The sequence below is a fragment of the Brevibacterium antiquum genome (assembly GCF_016107655.1).
GTDB lineage: Bacteria > Actinomycetota > Actinomycetes > Actinomycetales > Brevibacteriaceae > Brevibacterium > Brevibacterium antiquum.
The window spans coordinates 183,333-200,914 of the sequence record NZ_JABASX010000004.1; the positions used below are offsets into that span (position 1 = coordinate 183,333).

The 17,582-nt window shown below is 62.5% G+C and carries 21 protein-coding genes; 7 read left to right on the forward strand and 14 right to left on the reverse strand.

Features of this window, described 5'->3' with window-relative positions:
• Positions 1 to 54: 54 nt before the first annotated feature.
• Positions 55 to 279: a hypothetical protein gene (locus JFC13_RS08435; protein ID WP_198396649.1), complete on the reverse strand. Its 225-nt coding sequence runs from the start codon at positions 277 to 279 to the stop codon at positions 55 to 57.
• Between the two features lie 187 nt (positions 280 to 466).
• Here JFC13_RS08435 and JFC13_RS08440 point away from each other — a divergent pair, with 187 nt between their 5' ends.
• The 4 genes from JFC13_RS08440 to crtI all read left to right on the forward strand — a co-directional run bounded on the left by JFC13_RS08440 (position 467) and on the right by crtI (position 5,032).
• Positions 467 to 826, forward strand: a complete 360-nt coding sequence (locus tag JFC13_RS08440) for a hypothetical protein (RefSeq protein WP_198396650.1) — start codon at positions 467 to 469, stop codon at positions 824 to 826.
• 137 nt (positions 827 to 963) lie between these two features.
• Positions 964 to 2,499, forward strand: coding sequence for an SDR family oxidoreductase (locus tag JFC13_RS08445; protein WP_198396651.1), 1,536 nt, complete (start codon positions 964 to 966; stop codon positions 2,497 to 2,499).
• A 14-nt stretch (positions 2,500 to 2,513) separates the two neighbouring features.
• The gene (locus JFC13_RS08450) at positions 2,514 to 3,401 is read left to right on the forward strand and encodes a phytoene/squalene synthase family protein (protein ID WP_198396652.1); all 888 of its coding nucleotides are present in this window, start codon (positions 2,514 to 2,516) and stop codon (positions 3,399 to 3,401) included.
• Positions 3,398 to 5,032, forward strand: a complete 1,635-nt coding sequence (gene crtI, locus JFC13_RS08455; RefSeq protein ID WP_198396653.1) for a phytoene desaturase family protein — start codon at positions 3,398 to 3,400, stop codon at positions 5,030 to 5,032. The genes JFC13_RS08450 and crtI overlap by 4 nt, the downstream gene beginning before the upstream one ends.
• Here crtI and JFC13_RS08460 read toward each other — a convergent pair.
• The 10 genes from JFC13_RS08460 to JFC13_RS20005 are packed head-to-tail and all read right to left on the reverse strand — an operon-like array spanning position 4,996 to position 12,774.
• Positions 4,996 to 5,166 carry a KOW domain-containing RNA-binding protein gene (locus JFC13_RS08460; RefSeq protein ID WP_009884241.1) on the reverse strand — a complete coding sequence of 57 codons (171 nt, stop codon included), beginning with the start codon at positions 5,164 to 5,166 and terminating at the stop codon, positions 4,996 to 4,998. The genes crtI and JFC13_RS08460 overlap by 37 nt on opposite strands.
• Positions 5,167 to 5,169: 3 nt before the next feature.
• Entirely contained in the window at positions 5,170 to 5,997 is an 828-nt protein-coding gene (locus JFC13_RS08465; RefSeq protein ID WP_198396654.1) for an NAD(P)-binding domain-containing protein, read from the reverse strand.
• Positions 5,994 to 7,493, reverse strand: coding sequence for a cryptochrome/photolyase family protein (locus JFC13_RS08470; protein ID WP_198396655.1), 1,500 nt, complete (start codon positions 7,491 to 7,493; stop codon positions 5,994 to 5,996). Before JFC13_RS08470 ends, JFC13_RS08465 begins: the two co-directional genes overlap by 4 nt.
• On the reverse strand, positions 7,493 to 7,975 hold the full coding sequence (locus JFC13_RS08475) for a TspO/MBR family protein (RefSeq protein ID WP_198396656.1): 483 nt from the start codon (positions 7,973 to 7,975) through the stop codon (positions 7,493 to 7,495). The genes JFC13_RS08470 and JFC13_RS08475 overlap by 1 nt, the downstream gene beginning before the upstream one ends.
• A gap of 30 nt (positions 7,976 to 8,005) precedes the next feature.
• A complete protein-coding gene (locus JFC13_RS08480) occupies positions 8,006 to 9,577 on the reverse strand; it encodes an FAD-dependent oxidoreductase (RefSeq protein ID WP_198396657.1) in 1,572 nt (523 codons plus the stop codon).
• On the reverse strand, positions 9,574 to 9,900 hold the full coding sequence (locus JFC13_RS08485; RefSeq protein WP_198396658.1) for a lycopene cyclase domain-containing protein: 327 nt from the start codon (positions 9,898 to 9,900) through the stop codon (positions 9,574 to 9,576). The genes JFC13_RS08480 and JFC13_RS08485 overlap by 4 nt, the downstream gene beginning before the upstream one ends.
• Positions 9,887 to 10,240 (reverse strand): lycopene cyclase domain-containing protein, encoded by a 354-nt coding sequence (locus JFC13_RS08490; protein ID WP_198396659.1) that lies wholly within the window; start codon positions 10,238 to 10,240, stop codon positions 9,887 to 9,889. The genes JFC13_RS08485 and JFC13_RS08490 overlap by 14 nt, the downstream gene beginning before the upstream one ends.
• Entirely contained in the window at positions 10,237 to 11,451 is a 1,215-nt protein-coding gene (locus JFC13_RS08495) for a cytochrome P450 (RefSeq protein WP_198396660.1), read from the reverse strand. The genes JFC13_RS08490 and JFC13_RS08495 overlap by 4 nt, the downstream gene beginning before the upstream one ends.
• 11 nt (positions 11,452 to 11,462) lie before the next feature.
• Positions 11,463 to 12,527 (reverse strand): polyprenyl synthetase family protein, encoded by a 1,065-nt coding sequence (locus JFC13_RS08500; RefSeq protein ID WP_198396661.1) that lies wholly within the window; start codon positions 12,525 to 12,527, stop codon positions 11,463 to 11,465.
• Positions 12,520 to 12,774, reverse strand: a complete 255-nt coding sequence (locus tag JFC13_RS20005) for an NUDIX domain-containing protein (protein ID WP_198396662.1) — start codon at positions 12,772 to 12,774, stop codon at positions 12,520 to 12,522. Before JFC13_RS20005 ends, JFC13_RS08500 begins: the two co-directional genes overlap by 8 nt.
• Positions 12,775 to 12,847: 73 nt before the next feature.
• Here JFC13_RS20005 and JFC13_RS08510 point away from each other — a divergent pair, with 73 nt between their 5' ends.
• The 3 genes from JFC13_RS08510 (at position 12,848) to JFC13_RS08520 (ending at position 15,144) form a co-directional block, all read left to right on the forward strand.
• Entirely contained in the window at positions 12,848 to 13,402 is a 555-nt protein-coding gene (locus JFC13_RS08510; protein WP_332839365.1) for a MarR family winged helix-turn-helix transcriptional regulator, read from the forward strand.
• A 64-nt stretch (positions 13,403 to 13,466) separates the two neighbouring features.
• Entirely contained in the window at positions 13,467 to 13,781 is a 315-nt protein-coding gene (locus JFC13_RS08515; RefSeq protein ID WP_198396663.1) for a general stress protein, read from the forward strand.
• Between the two features lie 277 nt (positions 13,782 to 14,058).
• Positions 14,059 to 15,144, forward strand: coding sequence for an aldo/keto reductase (locus tag JFC13_RS08520; protein ID WP_198396664.1), 1,086 nt, complete (start codon positions 14,059 to 14,061; stop codon positions 15,142 to 15,144).
• A gap of 46 nt (positions 15,145 to 15,190) precedes the next feature.
• Here JFC13_RS08520 and JFC13_RS08525 read toward each other — a convergent pair whose 3' ends face one another.
• The 3 genes from JFC13_RS08525 to JFC13_RS08535 are packed head-to-tail and all read right to left on the reverse strand — an operon-like array spanning position 15,191 to position 17,581.
• Positions 15,191 to 16,234 (reverse strand): NAD-dependent epimerase/dehydratase family protein, encoded by a 1,044-nt coding sequence (locus JFC13_RS08525; protein ID WP_198396665.1) that lies wholly within the window; start codon positions 16,232 to 16,234, stop codon positions 15,191 to 15,193.
• Entirely contained in the window at positions 16,231 to 17,046 is an 816-nt protein-coding gene (locus JFC13_RS08530; RefSeq protein WP_198396666.1) for an S-methyl-5'-thioadenosine phosphorylase, read from the reverse strand. The genes JFC13_RS08525 and JFC13_RS08530 overlap by 4 nt, the downstream gene beginning before the upstream one ends.
• Positions 17,039 to 17,581 carry a hypothetical protein gene (locus JFC13_RS08535; protein WP_198396667.1) on the reverse strand — a complete coding sequence of 181 codons (543 nt, stop codon included), beginning with the start codon at positions 17,579 to 17,581 and terminating at the stop codon, positions 17,039 to 17,041. The genes JFC13_RS08530 and JFC13_RS08535 overlap by 8 nt, the downstream gene beginning before the upstream one ends.
• Position 17,582 lies beyond the last annotated feature (1 nt).

The window sequence follows — 17,582 nt, forward strand, 5'->3', positions numbered from 1 at the left end:
TGTCTTTCGAACGCGAGAGTGTGATGCGGTCTGGCTGAAACGGCAGAAGGACGGTTACTGGAACTGTCCGATGTTGATCGAGCCGATGAGGTTCATCAGATCTCCGAGATCGATGAGCGGTCCTTCGATCAGTGAGCTGGAGGTGTCTGCAGAATCTGTCTGTGGTGCTTCAGCCGCCGAAGCTGCGCCGGGGGCGGCGAAGATTCCGACCATCACGGCGAGAGCTGCGATTGCGGCACCGCCGATGGTCCGAAGACCTGTGCGTTTGAGGCTCAACATTGTCCCTGTCCTTTCCTGACACGGCGTGCAGATCATCTGCACCGGGCAAGCAGAACTGGTTCGGAGGGTTCGTGCGTTTGGATTGACGATTCGCGAAATTTCTCGGAATCCTCAGACTGACAGCTGCTGAGAGCCGCGTTGACGCGCACGCTTCACGCCTGACCGAAAGCAGAGCATAATAGAACGTATGAACGAATATCAGCGACCGGAATGGCTCAGTCGGTACCAGGACTTCAAGTCGCTGTGCTCAGACGTATCGGGGGAGTACATCCGCTTCTACCTCACCACGGGCTGCGAGCAGATCAGCTATACGCATTCCCAGAACACCGAGGGGCTGCCGAACTACTCGTGCCGCCTCACGGCAGAGGACGGTACGGTGCTGCTGTTGCCGCTCGACGACTGGCGCCACCGGATGGAAGAGGTGCCTGGCCTGGTGCGCACCTGGTTGCGAGAGCATGCGGATCTCAAGGGCTGCAAGCCTTCTCAGTCCCACTATCAGGGCGACAGATATTGGTTCGAGCAGTGGCAGCTGGCGAATCCCTGGTGAGCCGGTGACGCGAGCTGATTTCTGGGTACACGCACACTGAAGCGTCGCATGGTCGTGAAGTCGCTTCTGTCGATTACCAGCCAAGGCAGTTCCGTGCATTACTAGCCAAGCTAGCGAATATTGCCTATGGTGACAGAATGGCGCAATCGCAACCCGAAACCATTGACCCCTCGCCCCTCCCGCGAACCGTTCTTGTGCTCGGGGCCACCGGTTATATCGGGGGGAGACTCGTCCCTCGCCTTCTGCAGGCCGGCCACCACGTTCGCGTTGCCGTGAGATCGCCGCACAAGCTCGAACAGGTGCCCTGGGCCGACGAGGTCGAGATCCATCGCGTCGATCTCGACGATGGAGGCGGCCTCCTCGAGGCCGCAACCGGAGTTCAGGTCATCCACCATCTGGTCCACTCGATGGGATCGGGGCGTGACTTCGAAGACAAGGAAGCCGCAACGGCCAGGCGGGTAGCCGAAGCGGCAGAAGCCGCCGGTGTTCGACGTATCGTCTACCTCGGCGGACTCCACCCCGACAAGGCGGACCTGTCCATGCACATGCGCTCGCGAGCGGCGGTCGGCCGGATTCTCCTCGATTCGCCTGTGCCCGCCGTCGCGTTCCAGGCAGGCATCATCATCGGATCAGGCTCGGCATCATTCGAGATGGTTCGTCACCTCGCCCTGACATTGAGACTGATGCCGGCGCCGAGGTGGGTCAGCAATCACGTCGAACCGCTGGCGGTCCGTGATGTGCTCTACTACCTCCTCAAGGCCGTCGACATCGACGGCGACGTCAACCGTGCCTTCGACATCGGATCCCATGATGTTCTCAAGTACGCCGAGATCATGAGAAGATTCGCTGCGATCGCCGGACTCAAACCCCGGCACGTCCTCACGCTGCCTCTGCCTGCACCTACACTGTCCGGCATCTGGGTCGGACTCGTCACCCCGCTGCCGTTCGCACTGACGCTGCCGCTCGTCCAGTCGCTGCAGGAGGACGCGGTGACCAAGGACCGTGATGTCGACGAGGTCATCCCTCCACCGCCCGAAGGGATGCTCGACTTCGAGCAGTCCGTGCGTCTGGCTCTGCTGCGCGAAGCCGAAGGAGCCGTCGACACCAATTGGGATGCCGATGCCGGAGAGCTTGCCCAGGCGGCGAAGCCGCTGCCGAATGACCCCGAATGGGCAGGAGAGCGCGTCTTCACCGATGATCGAACACTGCACTTCCCTGATCTGACTCCCGAACAGCTCTGGCCGGTCATCGAAGGCATCGGTGGGAAGAACGGCTGGTACTCGTGGCCGTTGGCATGGCGGGTACGGGGCGTGTGGGACAAGATCGTCGGCGGCGCCGGCCTGAACCGCGGGCGGAGACTTCCGGATCGGCTTCGGGTCGGTGACCCGGTCGACTGGTGGCGAGTCGAAGAGCTCGAGCCCGAGCGTCGACTGCTCCTGCGGGCAGAGATGCGGGTATCGGGCAGAGCCTGGCTCGAATTCACCACCACCGATGCCGGTCAAGGCTGCGACTTCAGGCAGCGGGCGATCTTCATTCCCAAAGGAGTTCGCGGTCGGATCTACTGGGCCTTCGTCTCACCATTTCATCGACTCATCTTTCCTGCCATGGCGAAGAACATTGCCGCAGCTGCGAAGAAATCTCACCCCGAGAGACGTCAGAAAGGAATTCGTTAGCTAAGCTAACGAATATGTTCCCGCAGACGCACGAAGTGTTCAGCCACACGGCCCAGCAGGCGGCCAAGGTCGTCATCTCGAACTATTCGACGTCCTTCGGCCTGGCCACCAGACTCCTCGGACCCACCTATCGGCACCACATCCGCAACATCTACGCCCTTGTGCGGATCGCCGATGAGATCGTTGATGGTCTTGCCGCTGATGCTGGACTCGATGCAGGCGAGCAGCGGCAGCTGCTGGACAACTTCGCTGCCGCAACCCGCAGCGCACTGCACTTCGGCATCAGCGACAACCTCGTCATCCACGCGTTTGCACAGACGGCCAGGACTACCGGAATCACGTTTGATCTCATCGAGCCGTTCTTCGCCTCAATGCGGGCAGATCTGAGCGCCCCGAGTGCGCCCGTCCGCGGTCTCCCTGCGGACGAACACCGGGATTACGTCTACGGTTCCGCCGAAGTGGTCGGCCTGATGTGCCTCAAGGTCTTCCTCAGCGATCAGAGCCGCACCCCCACCGAGGTTGAGACGCTGGAATTCGGGGCGCGGCAGCTCGGGGCGGCGTTTCAGAACATCAACTTCCTCCGCGATCTGGCCGACGACAGTGTGCGCCTCCATCGCAGCTACCTCACCACTGAGACTCGACTCTCAGACTCCGACAAGGCCGCGTGGGTGATCATCATCCGACAGCAGCTCGCAGACGCTCAGGCCACGTTCTCGCTGCTGCCGAAGGATGCCAGAGCAGCGGTGAGAAGTGCTGCTGCACTCTTCGCAGCTCTCAACGACAGGATCGCTCTCACTCCCGTAGATCGCCTCTATCAGGAGCGTGTGCGCATCCCCAACGTGGTGAAGATGCGTCTGGCATCGCGAGCCATCCTGTCCACTGCAAGGGAAGGACGGCCATGACACAACGCATCGGTGTCATCGGTGGAGGTGCTGCAGGCCTCGCCACCGCAGCCCTGTTGGCGCGCGAAGGACACACCGTTGACCTCTTCGAGCAGAATTCCACGCTCGGCGGTCGTATCGGTTCGATCGAGCGGGACGGCTATCGATTCGACACCGGGCCCTCCTGGTACCTGATGCCGGAGGTCTACGAACACTTCTTCAACCTCGTCGGGACCTCTGCGAGTGCCGAATTGGATCTGCGCAGTCTTGACCCCGCCTACACCGTATTCAGCCCCGGCTCGACATCCGCACCAGCGCAGACGATCACGATTCCGCAGGGCAGAGCCCGGGTTCTCGAGGTTTTCGAACGCGTCGAGAGGGGCAGCGGTCGTTCTCTGGGCCGATACCTGGCATCGGCCGACCGCACCAAGAACATGGCGATCGACTACTTTCTCTACAATCCCTTCACCTCACCGATATCGATGCTTCGGCCAGAGATCATGACCGCGCTCCCGACCTTGGTTCGTCAGCTCGGCACATCTCTTGAACGCTTCTCCTCGGCCTCGGTGAGGCATCCCATGCTGAGACAGATCCTCCAATACCCGGCAATCTTCCTCGGCACGGACCCGCGGACGGCACCTGCGATCTACCACCTGATGAGTGCCTTGGATCTTGACGACGGAGTCCGATACCCGATGGGAGGATTCAGAACCATCGTCGACGCATTGACCCGCATCGTCGCAGAATCCGGAGTCCGTGTGCACACCAACGCCGCAGTGGAGCACATAACTGCTGTCCCGCGCAGCGGTCGACTCCGGAAAACCACCGGTCTCGTCTGGACGGATCACGAGGGCCGAAAGCACGAACACCGCTGTGACATCGTCGTCTCCGCCGCTGATCTCCACCACACGGAGACTCAGCTCCTCGATCCTGTCGATCGGAGCTTCCCTGCAAGCTGGTGGGAGAAGGTGACGAGCGGGCCGGGCGCCATTCTGGTATTCCTAGGAATTGAGGGAGAAGTCCCGCAGCTTCCCCATCACTCACTGTTCTTCACCGACGACTGGTCGACCAACTTCGACGACATCTTCGGCCCTCGACCGAAGATCTCCTCCCCGGCATCGGCCTATGTGTGCAAACCCAGCCACACCGATCCCAGCGTGGCACCACCCGATCACGAGAATCTATTCATCCTCATACCCGTGCCCGCTGATGCAGGCCTGGGCGCAGGCGGCATCGATGGGCAGGGAGATCCGCGCATCGAGCGTGCAGCGGATCGAGCCATCGATCAGATTGCGCAATGGGCAGGCATTCCTGACTTGAGAGCTCGGATCAGATTTCGGCAGACGCAGGGCCCGACGGATTTCTCCAGCACCTTCAATTCGTGGCTGGGCGGGATGCTCGGGCCCGCCCATACGCTGCGGCAGAGCGCGATGTTCCGCCAGCAGAATGCCTCCAAGAAAGTGGAGGGACTCTTCTACGCCGGTGCAACGACGGCACCCGGTGTCGGTGTGCCGATGTGCCTGATCAGCGCTGAATTGGTTCTCAAACACATCCGCGGAGACTCAAGCCCGGGCCCGCTGCCGGTCGAAGGCCGCACCTTCGCCGCAGCGATATCTCAGCCGTTGAACTGCTCGAGCTCGTCTGCGCTGTAGTAGTGCTGGGCCAGGTCATTGACCCGAACGAGGTACTTGCCCCGTTCCTCGTCGAAGACCTCGACCTTGCCGGTATTGCCATTCATGGGTTCGCCAGTGATCGTCACGGTGTCGCCTGTGTTGAAATCAGCCATACCTCAGTTTAGGCGCGCCGGCGCGGGATCGCGTAACTGGTGCCGGTATCCGTCTCGAAACGTCGGAAAATCCAACGATCCGATGAAGTCACGGAGCCGGGTGTTCTCGATCCGTCTTCCCGCCTCGGGCTCTTCCCTCAGGTCTGGCGGAGCCGAGACTTTCAGCGAGGAGGCCAGGAATCCCACGACCTCGCCCAGCTGAACTGGACACGAATCCGCAGCATGTAACAGCTGCGGCGGGTCAGAAGTGAACAGGAGAGCTTCCAAGACTCGGATGAGATCTCGGCAGTGAATGCGATTCGTCCACCGTCGGTAGTTCACTGCTCGGCCGGAGAGGACTCCGTCGACGAGGCGAGAATCCTCGCGACCATAGATCCCGGCGGCCCGAACGATCGAGGCGGAAGGGAACGTGCTGCGAATCAGATTCTCGGTCTCCCAGAGAGTGCGTGCAGGACCCGACTCAGGCCGGGGCACAGTGTCCTCATCAGCGGTCTCGCCAGGCGACGCACTGCCGAGGACCCGAGTCGAGGACACGAGGATCACCCGCTTGGGTCGGGATCTGAGGATGCTGATCAGACCCTCGACCCCATGGCGATACGTCTGCTCATAACTTGCATCGGAATAGTCATCGGGAGTCAGCGTGATGACCACTGCATCGATGCCGTCGATGGTGGTGTCGCCGGGGTTGCCGAGGTCCACCGCAAGCGTTTCGAACGAGTCGGGAAGCTGCTCGGTGTGCCGGCGTGCACCGACGACCTCATGGCCGCTTCGCACCAGCCGCAGGCCCAGGCGAGTTCCGAGATCACCACATCCTGCTAGAAGCACCTTCATGATCGGACCGCCTTCGTATCGTCATCGCCTGCGGACGTAGTTTCTGCGGACACAGCTCCTGCGGACATATTCTTCATCCGGTCGTAGGCACTCAACGCGGCCTGTCGCGAATCCGCCAGGTCAACGATGGGAGCAGGCGCCGCTGCTGGGGGATACGGAAGCCAGTCGTCGACGTAGGCGCCGTCGGGATCGAAGCGTTCGCGTTGGCGTTCGGGATTGAAGACTCGGAAATAGGGAGCGGCATCGGCTCCGCTTCCCGCGACCCACTGCCAGGAGACCGGGTTGTTGGCCTCATCGGCGTCGACGAGGGTGTCCCAGAACCACTGCTCACCGCACCACCAATGCTGGAGGAGGTTCTTGGTGAGAAAGCTCGCCGTGACCATCCGAACTCGATTGTGCATCCACCCGGTCTCCCACAGCTGGGCCATGCCGGCATCGACGAGCGGATAGCCTGTGGCCCCCGACCTCCAGTGGGCCAGAGCCTCATCGTCGTCTTCGTAGGGGAAGTTTCGGAACTCACTCCTGATCGGCGTGGAGTCGATGTCGGGGTAGTGGTAGGTCAGATGCCAGGAGAATTCGCGCCAGTAGAGCTGACGGACCCATGCTGCGCGGTCGTCTGGGGTAACGGACGTCGTCGTCTGGGCGGCGTGGAGGAGCTGCCGCGGTGACAGTTCTCCGAACCGCAGCCTCGGCGAGAGTCGAGAGGTGCTGTTGGCATCCGAGGGAACATCCCTGGTAGAGCTGTAGCCGTCGATGCCCAGCGCCAGATCGTCGAGCTGGTCGGCAGCGGCCCGGGTTCCCGGCAGCCAGTGGCAGGCGATGGTGTCCTGCCACCATCGGGGGCCGCGGACTGCAGCGAAATGTCTAGAACCGGTCCCTGTGCCGTCGAGGAGTCCCAGTCCGTCGAGGTCGGTTACGGCTGTGCAGCCTCGCGCGGATTCCACCAGGGACGGGTCGATTGGTGACTGTGGTTCGGGCGTCGGCAGCACGTCACCGACTTCACGTCCTGACACGGCTTTCCAGAACGGAGTGAAGACCTTGTAGTGGTCACCACCTTGAGGTGCGGCCGTCCAAGGTTCGACGAGGAGAGACCCGATGTGGGAATGGACAGCGAAGCCCTGCTCGCGAAGTACGGTCTTGATCTGGCTGTCAAGAGCCCGGGAGGCGGGGGCGTAACGGCGCGACCATCGGACCGCGCCGACGCCGAGGCTGTCGGCCAGCTGCGGAATGATCTCAGCCGCCTCTCCTGCAGCGAAGATCAGAGGAATTCCCAGATCAGAGAGTTCTTGGTGGAGAACGGCCAACGATTCGTGCGCCCACCACCGGCTGGCCCCGCCCAGTGATCGTGGCCCCAGTCCCTGATTGTCGCGAGCCTCACGAATCCACACGGCGATGACGCGGCCATCGGCACGCGCCGCCGTGAGTGCTGCGTGGTCACTCACGCGCAGGTCATCACGAAACCACACCAGAGTGAGGTCCTCGTCGGTCGTGCCCATCAGCGATCGCTCGGATTGAGACGCAGGATCTCCGCGTTGAGAACTGTCGCGAATCCCACCCACGCCGCGTACGGTGCGAGCGCTGCCGCCGAGACCCGATCGACCTTGGCAGCCTTCGTCAGCAGTCTCAGCGTCGATGCTTCCAATACGGTCGAGGCGAGGAGAGAAGCATCCGGACGCCGAGCGGAGAAGAACAGCCAACTCCATGCCACATTGACTGCCATGTTCGCCCCCAACTCACCCAGATACGCTCGTCGGTCCCGACTGTTCGGCAAGCGATTCAGAACGCGGCCCGATGCGAATGCTGTCAACGAATACAAGGTTGTCCACGCGGGCCCGAAGACCCGGGACGGTGGTTGCCATGCAGGCTTCTTCAAGTTCGAATACCAAGCAGAGTCGACCTTTGTACCGAGTGCACCGAGCGTGGCTGCTCCGGCACACACAGCCGACGGAAGTATAAAGCGTGTCCAGTCAGTGCTCATGAGTTCCTCTCTGTGATTCGCAGTGATGTCTCATCCGCCCAGCCTGCCCAGCACCCCGCGCCCCAGGCGCCCGAGCACGCCGCGTCTCAGCAGTCCGCGAGTCGGTGGTGACCACAGCGGGGTTCCTTCGACCCTCCACGAGGCGAGAAGGTGATTGGCCGCCATATAACCGGTCGTTGTAGCACGTTCCATGAGCGCCACAGGCAAGTCGCAGCGCACATAGTCACCGGCGATGACGAGACCCGGAATCGGGGTGGCAGCTTCGGGCCGCTCATCCCAGGGGCGGGTGTCCGTCAACGCGCAGTCTGCTTCGATGAGCAGCTCTTGGTCGACGATGGGCAGATGGGCGGTTTCGGGGTAGACCTGATGCAGGTCCGAAAGCAGGCGGGTCACGATGCTTGCCCTGTCCCGCTCAGACGGATCAGCGCCGATGTCGAGCGCGTAGGCGTGAAGTTCCAGAACCGAACCGTTGTGGGATTGCGCCCACTGCTTGGCCCCTTCCTCGAAGCGTTCGAGCACCGAGACATTGTCGAGGACGTCATATCCGCTGGTGCCCAAGAACTCCGGCCGATGGTCAGCCACGGGAGCCCCGAGCCAGAGACGAAGCACCGCGAAAGCCGGTGCGTTGGTCAGCGAGTCGAGGTTCTCCAGCCATCCTTGCGCGGCGGGAGCGGTGCGTACGATCGAGTCGCGGCTGACTTTCAGCAGCTCACGAGCTCGCGCGGGATCGGCCGCGAGGACAACTGCATCGCCGTGGACCTCCTGGCGCTCGGTCGACACCATCCAACCCGACGAGGTGGCTTCAAGCGAGGTCACCATCTCCCCGGTGCGGATCTGCACACCGATTTCGGTGAGATAGTCGGCCAGAGGGGCCCAGAGAGCGGTGTCGTAGTCATCGACGGGGACGTCGAAGAGCAGGCCCTCTGCCGATCCGGCGAAGTAGGTGTGGAACATGGCGATGAGCTCACCGGCGGAGAAATCTTGCGGATCGGCGAAGAAGGAACGTGCGAACACCTCAAGAGCCAGATGTCGAGCTTCGTCGGGGAAGCGCAGCCGGTCGAGGAAGTCGGCGGCGGACTCACCATCGTAACGTCGATAGGTGGCGGGAAACTCGACGTCGATGAGTTCAACCGCAGCCGGGATGTCGACGTCGAGGAGCCGGCGGAGGGGAAACGTCGGACTCTGCCAGACGAACCCGAGGAGATTGAACGGTGGAGTCCGGGGGATCGAGGCGAAGGTGTCCGTGGAGCCTCGGCGATGGCGGAGGGGGTAGTCGTCGACGGGCTGCAGGCGGTGAAGCTCGGGATCTGCCCGACTGAGCAGATCGCGAAGGTTGTAGTACTGCCGAAAGAATGCGTGGAATCCCCTGCTCATGGTCCGACCGTCTCCGACCGGCCATGCGCCCACACGCCCGCCGAGGTGGTGCTCGGCCTCAATCACAGTGACCGTGACGCCGTGTTCGGCGAGGATCGTGGCCGCGGCCAATCCCGCGATGCCCCCGCCGATGACCGTGACCCGTTTGGGTCGGAGAGGGCGAGGGCGTCCCTGCGGTGCGGGGATGTTCTGCGCACGTCGATCTCTGGGTCGTGGTCCAGGTGTCATTCGGTGCCCTTCTGCAAACGGTTGAGCTGCCATTGCCACACCATGAGCACAGAGGTGATCATGGCGAATCCGAATCCGAAGTCTTCGATCGGGATGTCCCAGGGGAAGCGCAGATTCAGGAACTGAGACGGGTTGTAGATGACGATGGGATCGGTCAGTTTGGTCAGCCAGCCGTCGACCAGGCATTGGAATCCCAGACAGATGGCGAGCGCGGCCCAGTACTTCGCACGTCGGAAGATCCCGCTGCGAAAGACGAAGGCCTCGAGCCCGATGACGACCAGCATCCCGAGGATCGTCATCAGCGTGTATTCAGGCACTACCATTGCCTCCCCTTCTGCTCTTGGCCTTCTTCGTGAAGAAGTTGAGCACGGTGCCCACAGCTTCGTAGCTGAGCAGGGCGCAGATCGGGATGACGATGAAGAAGACGATCTCTTCCAACGGCAGGTTGCCGAGGTGGATGCCGGTGACGTACTTCGGGTTGTAGGTCCAATGATCGCGGGAAATGGCGACAACGTCCCAGAGCGAGAAGATGAGGACGATCGGAACAAGAGATCCGATCAGGATCTTCCAGCGTCGATACACCTTGGCGGAGAACACCAGCTCCAGAGGAAGCGTGATCAGCAGGCAGGCACCCATCAGCGCCAGATATTCGAATGAACTCATATCGGCTCTCTCGTGGCTGCTGGACGCGACCTTTCCATCAGGCTCAGGTCCATGCCGCGCAGACGGTACCCCTCGATGAGGTTGTCCCAGCTGATTTCGGGCTTCCGGAGGATGCGTGGGCCGATGGCCAGGAGCTTGTGGACAAGGGCATCGGTTTCGTAGAGAGCCAGTGGCTGGCCGGGGCACGCGTGGGCTCCGTCGCTGAAGCTCAGCCCCGTCGCGGCCTTCCCCCGTCCGAGATCGCGCCCGGGGATGATCGTCTCCGGGGCGGTTCCCATTGCCTGTGGGTCGGTGTTGGTCTGTCTCACACACACGTCGATCAGGTCGCCTGCGGAGATGGTGTGGGGGCATCCGTTGTCCGAGACCTCGATATCGGCTTGCGCTCGACGGTAGAGGTGGCCGACGACAGGGTCGAGGCGGATGATCTCCTCGAGGATCTTCAGACGGGTGGGCTGTGAGGACACGGTGTAGCGACGGCCCAGCTCTTCGTCCGTCAGCAGGTGCCAACACGCCATGGTGATGAATTCGCGAGTCGTCACCATGCCGGCGGTGCCGTAGGTCATGCACTCGACGAGGATGTCGGCGGTGCTGTAGCCGGCGGAGAGCAGATGCGAGAGCACATCGTCGCGGCGTCGTCTGCGCCGGGAGCGGATCGCCGGTTGCACATCGTGAACGTAGAACCGTCCGATGGGCAAGAGGCCGTTGACGGCCGCCTGGGCCCATTGCCGACGGGTTCGGCCCATCGCAGGAGCGGCGAGGTCGACTGGCGGCTGTCGGAAGAACCCGACGAGACGCTTGGCCATCGCATCGGTGGAGGACTCGGTCAGTCCCACGATCTCGGCGGTGACTTCGACCGAATAGTTCAGAGCCGCCTCATCGAGGCGAAGCCCGCCGTTCGCGACGGCGCGGTCGACGAGGGCTTGAGCGCGCTCGTTGATGAATTCTCCGTACTTCGCAGACACCACCGCGGGGGCGAAGTAGCGAGCGACCTCTTTGCGCTGAGAATCGTGATCGTCACCGTCTGAGATCAGTATGGGGTGTTTCCGAAAGTACCCGCGCGGGATCTTCTCTGCGGTGAATCCTGCCTGAGTGGTCCGGTGACGCGCACGCAGCACGGTAGTGGCTGCCTCGTAGGAGCGGATCCTCCACATGGTTCCATCGTGCTCGACGCGAGGTTCGGTCTCGTCGTGTGCTCCCACTGCTTTTCGCATGCCCGCCGAGTTCATGCGATGCGCGAGCTGCAGTCGGAGGTCAGCTGGATCAGCTGGCGGCTCAACGCCGACGGCAGGGCTGCATCGGAGATGAGTCGATACAGGTCCTCGCAGCGCTGAGTGATGATGGATTCGACGAACACGCGAGCTCCTGATTCTTCGATGATGGTCCGCAGCCGATCACCATCGGCATTGCTCAGCGTCCTATCCCCGAAGAGGGGGCGGACCTCAGGCCAGGACGGATCGGAGCGAGCGAACGTGATCAAGAGAGTCTCCTTGCCTTCACGGAGATCACTGACATTGGATTTCCCGGTCTCCCGTTCATCGCCGAACAGACCGAGGACGTCGTCGCGCAGCTGGTAGACGATGCCGATCTGTGCAGCGATAGCGGCCAGTTCGGCAGTCTGGGTGCTGCTTGCTCCGGCCAGAACAGCCGCGATGAGCAGGGGAGCCTGAAACGAGTACACGGCGGTCTTCTGCCCTGCCATCTCGAGGACCTCCTGGGAACGCGCCTCTTCCAGATGCAGGCTCAGCCACACATCTGAGTGTTCTCCCGCGGCACTCCGGAACAACGTGTCATCGAAGATGTCGAGGATGGCCCGGCGTTTGGCGTCGTCGACATCGAGCCGCGCCAGCAGAGAATGGGCGAGGGTGAGCATCAGGTCACCGCCCAGCAGCGCTGTGGCGTCTCCCCAGACTCGAGCCTCACGCCGGCCGGCGCCGCGGCACAGTGCGTCGGAGGCGAACTCTCCGGAGATATTCGCCTCACCACGACGGATGGTGTCATTGTCGATGACGTCATCGTGGATGACGAGTGCGATGTGCAGCAGCTGCATGGCGCATGCCGCGTCGACGGCGGCGGCCTGGTCACGTCCGCCCAGGCCGCGATGTGCGTCCAGGAGCAGGCGTGGTCTGATCAGCTTTCCGCCTGTGGCCATGTGTGTGAGTGAGTCCCAGAGCTGTCCGTACTGTGCGGAGAATGTGCGAGAACGGTGCCGTCCCTCCGCCAGCACCTGTGAGAGCCGGTCCTGGAGCGAGAACGCGATGTCTTCGAGTGGGGTGATCGAATCAGTCATTGAGCCCCGCCTCGGCGATGTGCTCGGCGATATGACTGGGTGCCATCGACGATGTGGCCCGGGCGATGAAGACCGGGCAGAGCTCGTTCTCTTCGGATTCGGACCGGCGGCGGACTGCAGCCTCAAGCGTTTCGCCGGGCCCTGGATGGCCGCAGAAAGAATCCGTCCATACTCCCAGCCACGACTTCTTCGTCAGTGCGCGCCGTGTGACGAGAAGGCCACCGTGTCCGTCGACCCGAACAACCATTTCCACTGTACGAACCCACTTTCGTTAGCCAGGCGAGAGATCTCATCCAGTGTAGCAACGGTATGCTGTCATCGTGTCGAGCACAGAGCGAAGAATCCACCCGGATTCAGAATTGAAGTACTTTTCGAACGATCTCGAGTTCTCCGATCGTTCGCAGCTGACGCAGTCCGAAATCACGCAGTGCATGTCCGTTATGGAGTCGCTGCACCTCTGGCGGGAAGCCGATCGGGCGCTGGCGGAGGCATCCAGGCGGTATATGCGCCTCAATGAGAGTGACATGCGCGCCATCCGAATGCTCATGCAAGCGCAGAAGCAAGGGCAGATCATCACTCCCAGGGACATCGCCGTTGAGGTGGGGATCTCCAGTGCATCGACGACGAAGCTCATTAACCGCCTCGTCGCCGCAGGCCACCTGATCCGTGCGCCGCATCCCAAAGACCAGCGGTCGATCTGCATCAGCGTGACGCCTGAGACCGCACAGGCGGCACGTGAGACGATCGGCCGCCAACACGCGCGCCGCTTCGATGCCGCCGCCGCCATGAGCAGTGACGAGCGTGAGGTCGTCATCCGGTTTCTCACGGCACTGGCCGAAGCCGATGAGCCGCAGGGAGATCTCACGGCGCAGTGACTTCGGTGGACGCTTGGTGAGATACTGCCGGTAGTCACTGGTTCGAATGAGGAGCTGAACTGGAATGAAGCCAACGGTGAAGGCATTTCAGGACGATATCGGGTTGCTGAACGAACTGAAGAAGCAAGCATCGAAGGGTGTGCCGAAGGAAAGTCTCCATGTGTTCGCCCACGATGACGAACGCATCGACTGCATCGTCGGCGATGCCACCTCCCAGCCTGCCGATATCGCGGACTTCGTTGCCGATCGCTGGAACGAAGAAGACTCTGAGCTCAGAACCGTTTTCCGCGGATTCGGCTTCGATCCAGAAGAGTGCGATGACCTCGAGACGAAGCTCGAGAGCGGAAAGCTCCTGTTGGTGATCGGTCAGCCGAACTGATCGCGGTCGAGTTGCCCGATACGGCATTATCGCGGACAAGCTGCGATCAGGCCACCCCCTTCCGCCGGTTGACGTGAGTCACTAGCATGACCACTCCACACTGATCCACCGCGACAAGAGGGGCTGTCCCATCAGGGGCCACGGCGTCGAATCCGGGCAGGCCACGTTCTGCTGTTCTCACTGTGCTCGTGAGTTGGGTCATTCGTCTGCGACGGACTCGAAGAGCTGAGATCTCCTCGAAAAGCTGAGATCTCAAGGAAGAACAAGGAGACCGACGATGGAATATACACGACTGGGCAATTCGGGTCTGTACGTATCCAGGTTGGCGCTGGGGACGATACCCTTCGGCTCAGGGGGAGGGTTCGAGAAGATTGCAGGCGTTCGGGGTCACGACGCGGATCGTCAATTCAGCGAGGCACTGGAACGCGGCGTGAATTTCATCGACACCGCCAACCTGTACTCGGCTGGCGACGCGGAACGAGTCCTCGGCGAGATCATGGGCAACAGACGCGACGACGTCATCCTCACGTCAAAAGCGCGGATGCCCACAGGCGACGGGCCCAACGACTCAGGGGCGAGTCGGCACCACCTGATCCGGGCTGTCGACGACAGCTTGAGTCGTCTGCGGACCGACCACCTGGACCTGCTCTACATCCACCAGTGGGACGGACAGACACCGATCACCGAGACGATCGCCACTGTCAACGAACTCATCAGAGCCGGAAAGATCCGGTACTGGGGAGTCTCCAACTTCAACGGCTGGCAGTTGGCGAAGACGGTGTATGAGGCGAAGCTGGCCGGTCTCGAGGGGCCCATCGCTCAGCAGGTGTATTACACCCCCGAAGCCAGGGAGATTGAGTACGAGATCATTCCGGCCGCTCGCGACCTTGGCGTCGGGACCTTCGGGTGGAGTCCGCTGGGCGAAGGGCTGCTCAATGGGAAGGTGCGACGCGGCAAGCAGACTCCCTCGAACACTCGGCAGGGAACGGGTTGGCCGGAGCCGCATGTCACGGATTGGGCCCGCGCCTACGATCTCATCGAGCTTCTCGATGAGATCGCCGATGACGTGGGGTGGTCGATTCCTCACGTGGTGATTTCCTGGATTCTGGGCCGCCCTGGAATCAACGGGACGGTCATCGCGGCGCGCAGCTTCGAACACCTCAAAGAGGACCTCGACGCCGCTGAGCTGACCTTGCCCCAGGAAGCACGCGATCGTCTCACCACTGCTTCGCAGCTTCCCGCTTATTACCCGCTGTGGCACAGGATGATGACGGCTCAGGACCGGCCGGAGGCGGCGGAGTCCGAGTACTGTGCCGAACAGCACGAACACGTCTTCGGTCCCGGGACCAAGACAGAGTTCTGAACACGTACGGCTGGGGGACGAGTCGGTCAACCCGAGGGAAAGCGCCCTATCGGTGGCGCAAGGGTGCCGTCGCGAGCTCGGCGATGCCCTCGTCAGGTCCGATACGCGCTTTGAATCCCAAGTCTTCGAGGGCAGCCCGAGGCGAGGCCGCTACGTGTCTGACGTCGAAGGCCCGATATTTGCCGTTGACCACCGGCTCCGGCCCACCCATCACCGTCGCCAATCGTCGGGCCATGTCGCCGATGGTATAGGTCTGTCCCGAGCAGATGTTGTAAGCCCTCACCCCAGGACTGTGCGCCCCGACCGCTTCGATGGCGGCGACGTTCGCGCGGGCGAGGTCGGCAACGTGGACGAAGTCGCGTATTTGGTTGCCGTCCTCGAATACCTGGGGCGGTTGACCGCGCTCGAGTGCCGAGCGGAAGATGGCTGCGACCCCTGAGTAGGGTGTGTCCGCCGGCATGCCGGGCCCATAGGCATTGTGGTAGCGCAGCGCGATGGCGTGGCCCGATTCCAATGTGCACCAGGCAGCGGCATAGTGCTCCTGCGCGATTTTCGACGCGGCGTAGGCCGTGCGTGGAGCGAAGACCGCATCCTCGCTGATCAGGTGTGGCTCGATTCTTCCTCCGCAGTGCGGGCAGCGAGGATCGAACAGGCCCTGCTGCAGGTCTCTGTCCTGCCTGGGGGCCGGGGGCACATCGCCGTGGTCGGGGCAGGTGTATCTTCCCTCACCGTAGACGACCATGGAGGAAGCCAGCACCAATCGCTTCGTTCCGGAGCGGGCCATCGCCGCCAGAAGAGCAGCGGTGCCGAGGTCGTTGTGGGTGGCGTAGCCGGGCAGGTCCTGGGCGTCGACGCCGTTGCCGACCGTGGCGGCCTGATGGCACACGACGTCGACCTCGGCCAGCAGCTCATCGAGCAGAATCGGATCACGGATGTCGCCGTGCACCACACCTGCGGGCAGCACTGCGGTTTTCCCATGGGCCTGTTGAAGCAGCATGTCGACGCCGGTGACTTCGTGACCGGCCGCCGTCACCGCCTCGGCGATGTGTCGTCCGATGAAACCGGCCGCGCCGGTCAACAGCACCTTCATGGCAGCTCCACCGGCAGTGTCATTCCTGCCAGCGACTGGGAGCAGCTGCATGAACGCTCGGCCGATAGGGAAGCGATCACTGTTCGCAGACTCGATTTCAGCTTTTCGGTGTGCTCGGCGAAGACCCGGAAGACTTCCCGCTGGTCGACGGCGTGCGTCGAGTCGATGCCCGCGTCGAGGTCGGTCACCAGAGCTGCAGTCGCATAGCACAGCTCGAGTTCACGCGCCAGGATCGCTTCGGGTTGGCCGGTCATGTTCACGACGTCCCAGCCCTGTGCTGCGTACCACTGGGACTCAGCGCGGGTGGAGAACCTCGGACCTTCGATCACCACCATGGTTCCGCCGTCGACCGGCGGTTCGTGGTCATCTGCAAGCCCGTCCAGCAGGGCCGTGCGCAGCCTGGGACAGTACGGATCCGCGAATGAGACGTGGCAGGCGCCCCTGTCGAAGTACGTCTGCTCCCGGCCATACGTCCGGTCGACCAGCTGGTCCGGAACCACCAGTGAGCCGGGCCCTAGGTCCGTATTGAGTCCGCCGACTGCGCACGGCGCCAGAATCTGCCGTACTCCGAGGCTGCGCAGCGCCCACATATTGGCGCGGTAGTTCACGCGGTGCGCAGGGAATTCGTGGCCTCGTCCGTGCCGGGGCAGAAACGCCACGGCACGGCTCGTGTCCCCGTGTTCGAACCTGCCGGTCGCGATGGGCGCCGATGGCGGGCCGAAGGGCGTTTCGACGTCGATCTCCTGTGGGTCATCGAGGAAGGTGTAGAAGCCGGAGCCGCCGATGATGGCGATGTCGGGTGATTCAGTCATCACGCTCTCTTTCGATTGTTCTCATTGTTCGCATTGTTCTCAGACGGCCTGCGCCGTAACGGATTGAGTATGCCAGGACACTGAGGCAGCAGAACAGGACCGTGAGCCACAGCCAGCGTCCGAGGAACGGATCCTGGGTGTGACCCGTGGCAGCCAGGTGGCTGCCCTTGCCCTGCTCGATGATGCCGGGGAAGAACAGCAGGAGCAGCAGTCCGCTGGCCAGCACCGGTACCCGGATGTAGTTGACGATTGGCACCCGCAGGCCACGTCTCCGGGGTCTCCGCTCAGCCCGGGGGACGGCATTGAGCACACGGTCCGCCGCGGAGCAGAGCGGAAACAGTACGAGGTCGACGACGATGGCCCCGCCCAGAAACCAGACGGCAGGGGATTGCCACCATACGTCCGAGTCGAACAGCTGATCCGGGCCCAGCTCCAGCACCGCGTATCCGGCCAGAAGGAAGCACCCGGTCAGCACCAGCAGGTGCCGAGCTCGGGCTCCATAGATCTGTTCGAACCATCCGGGGTGTGCTGGCATA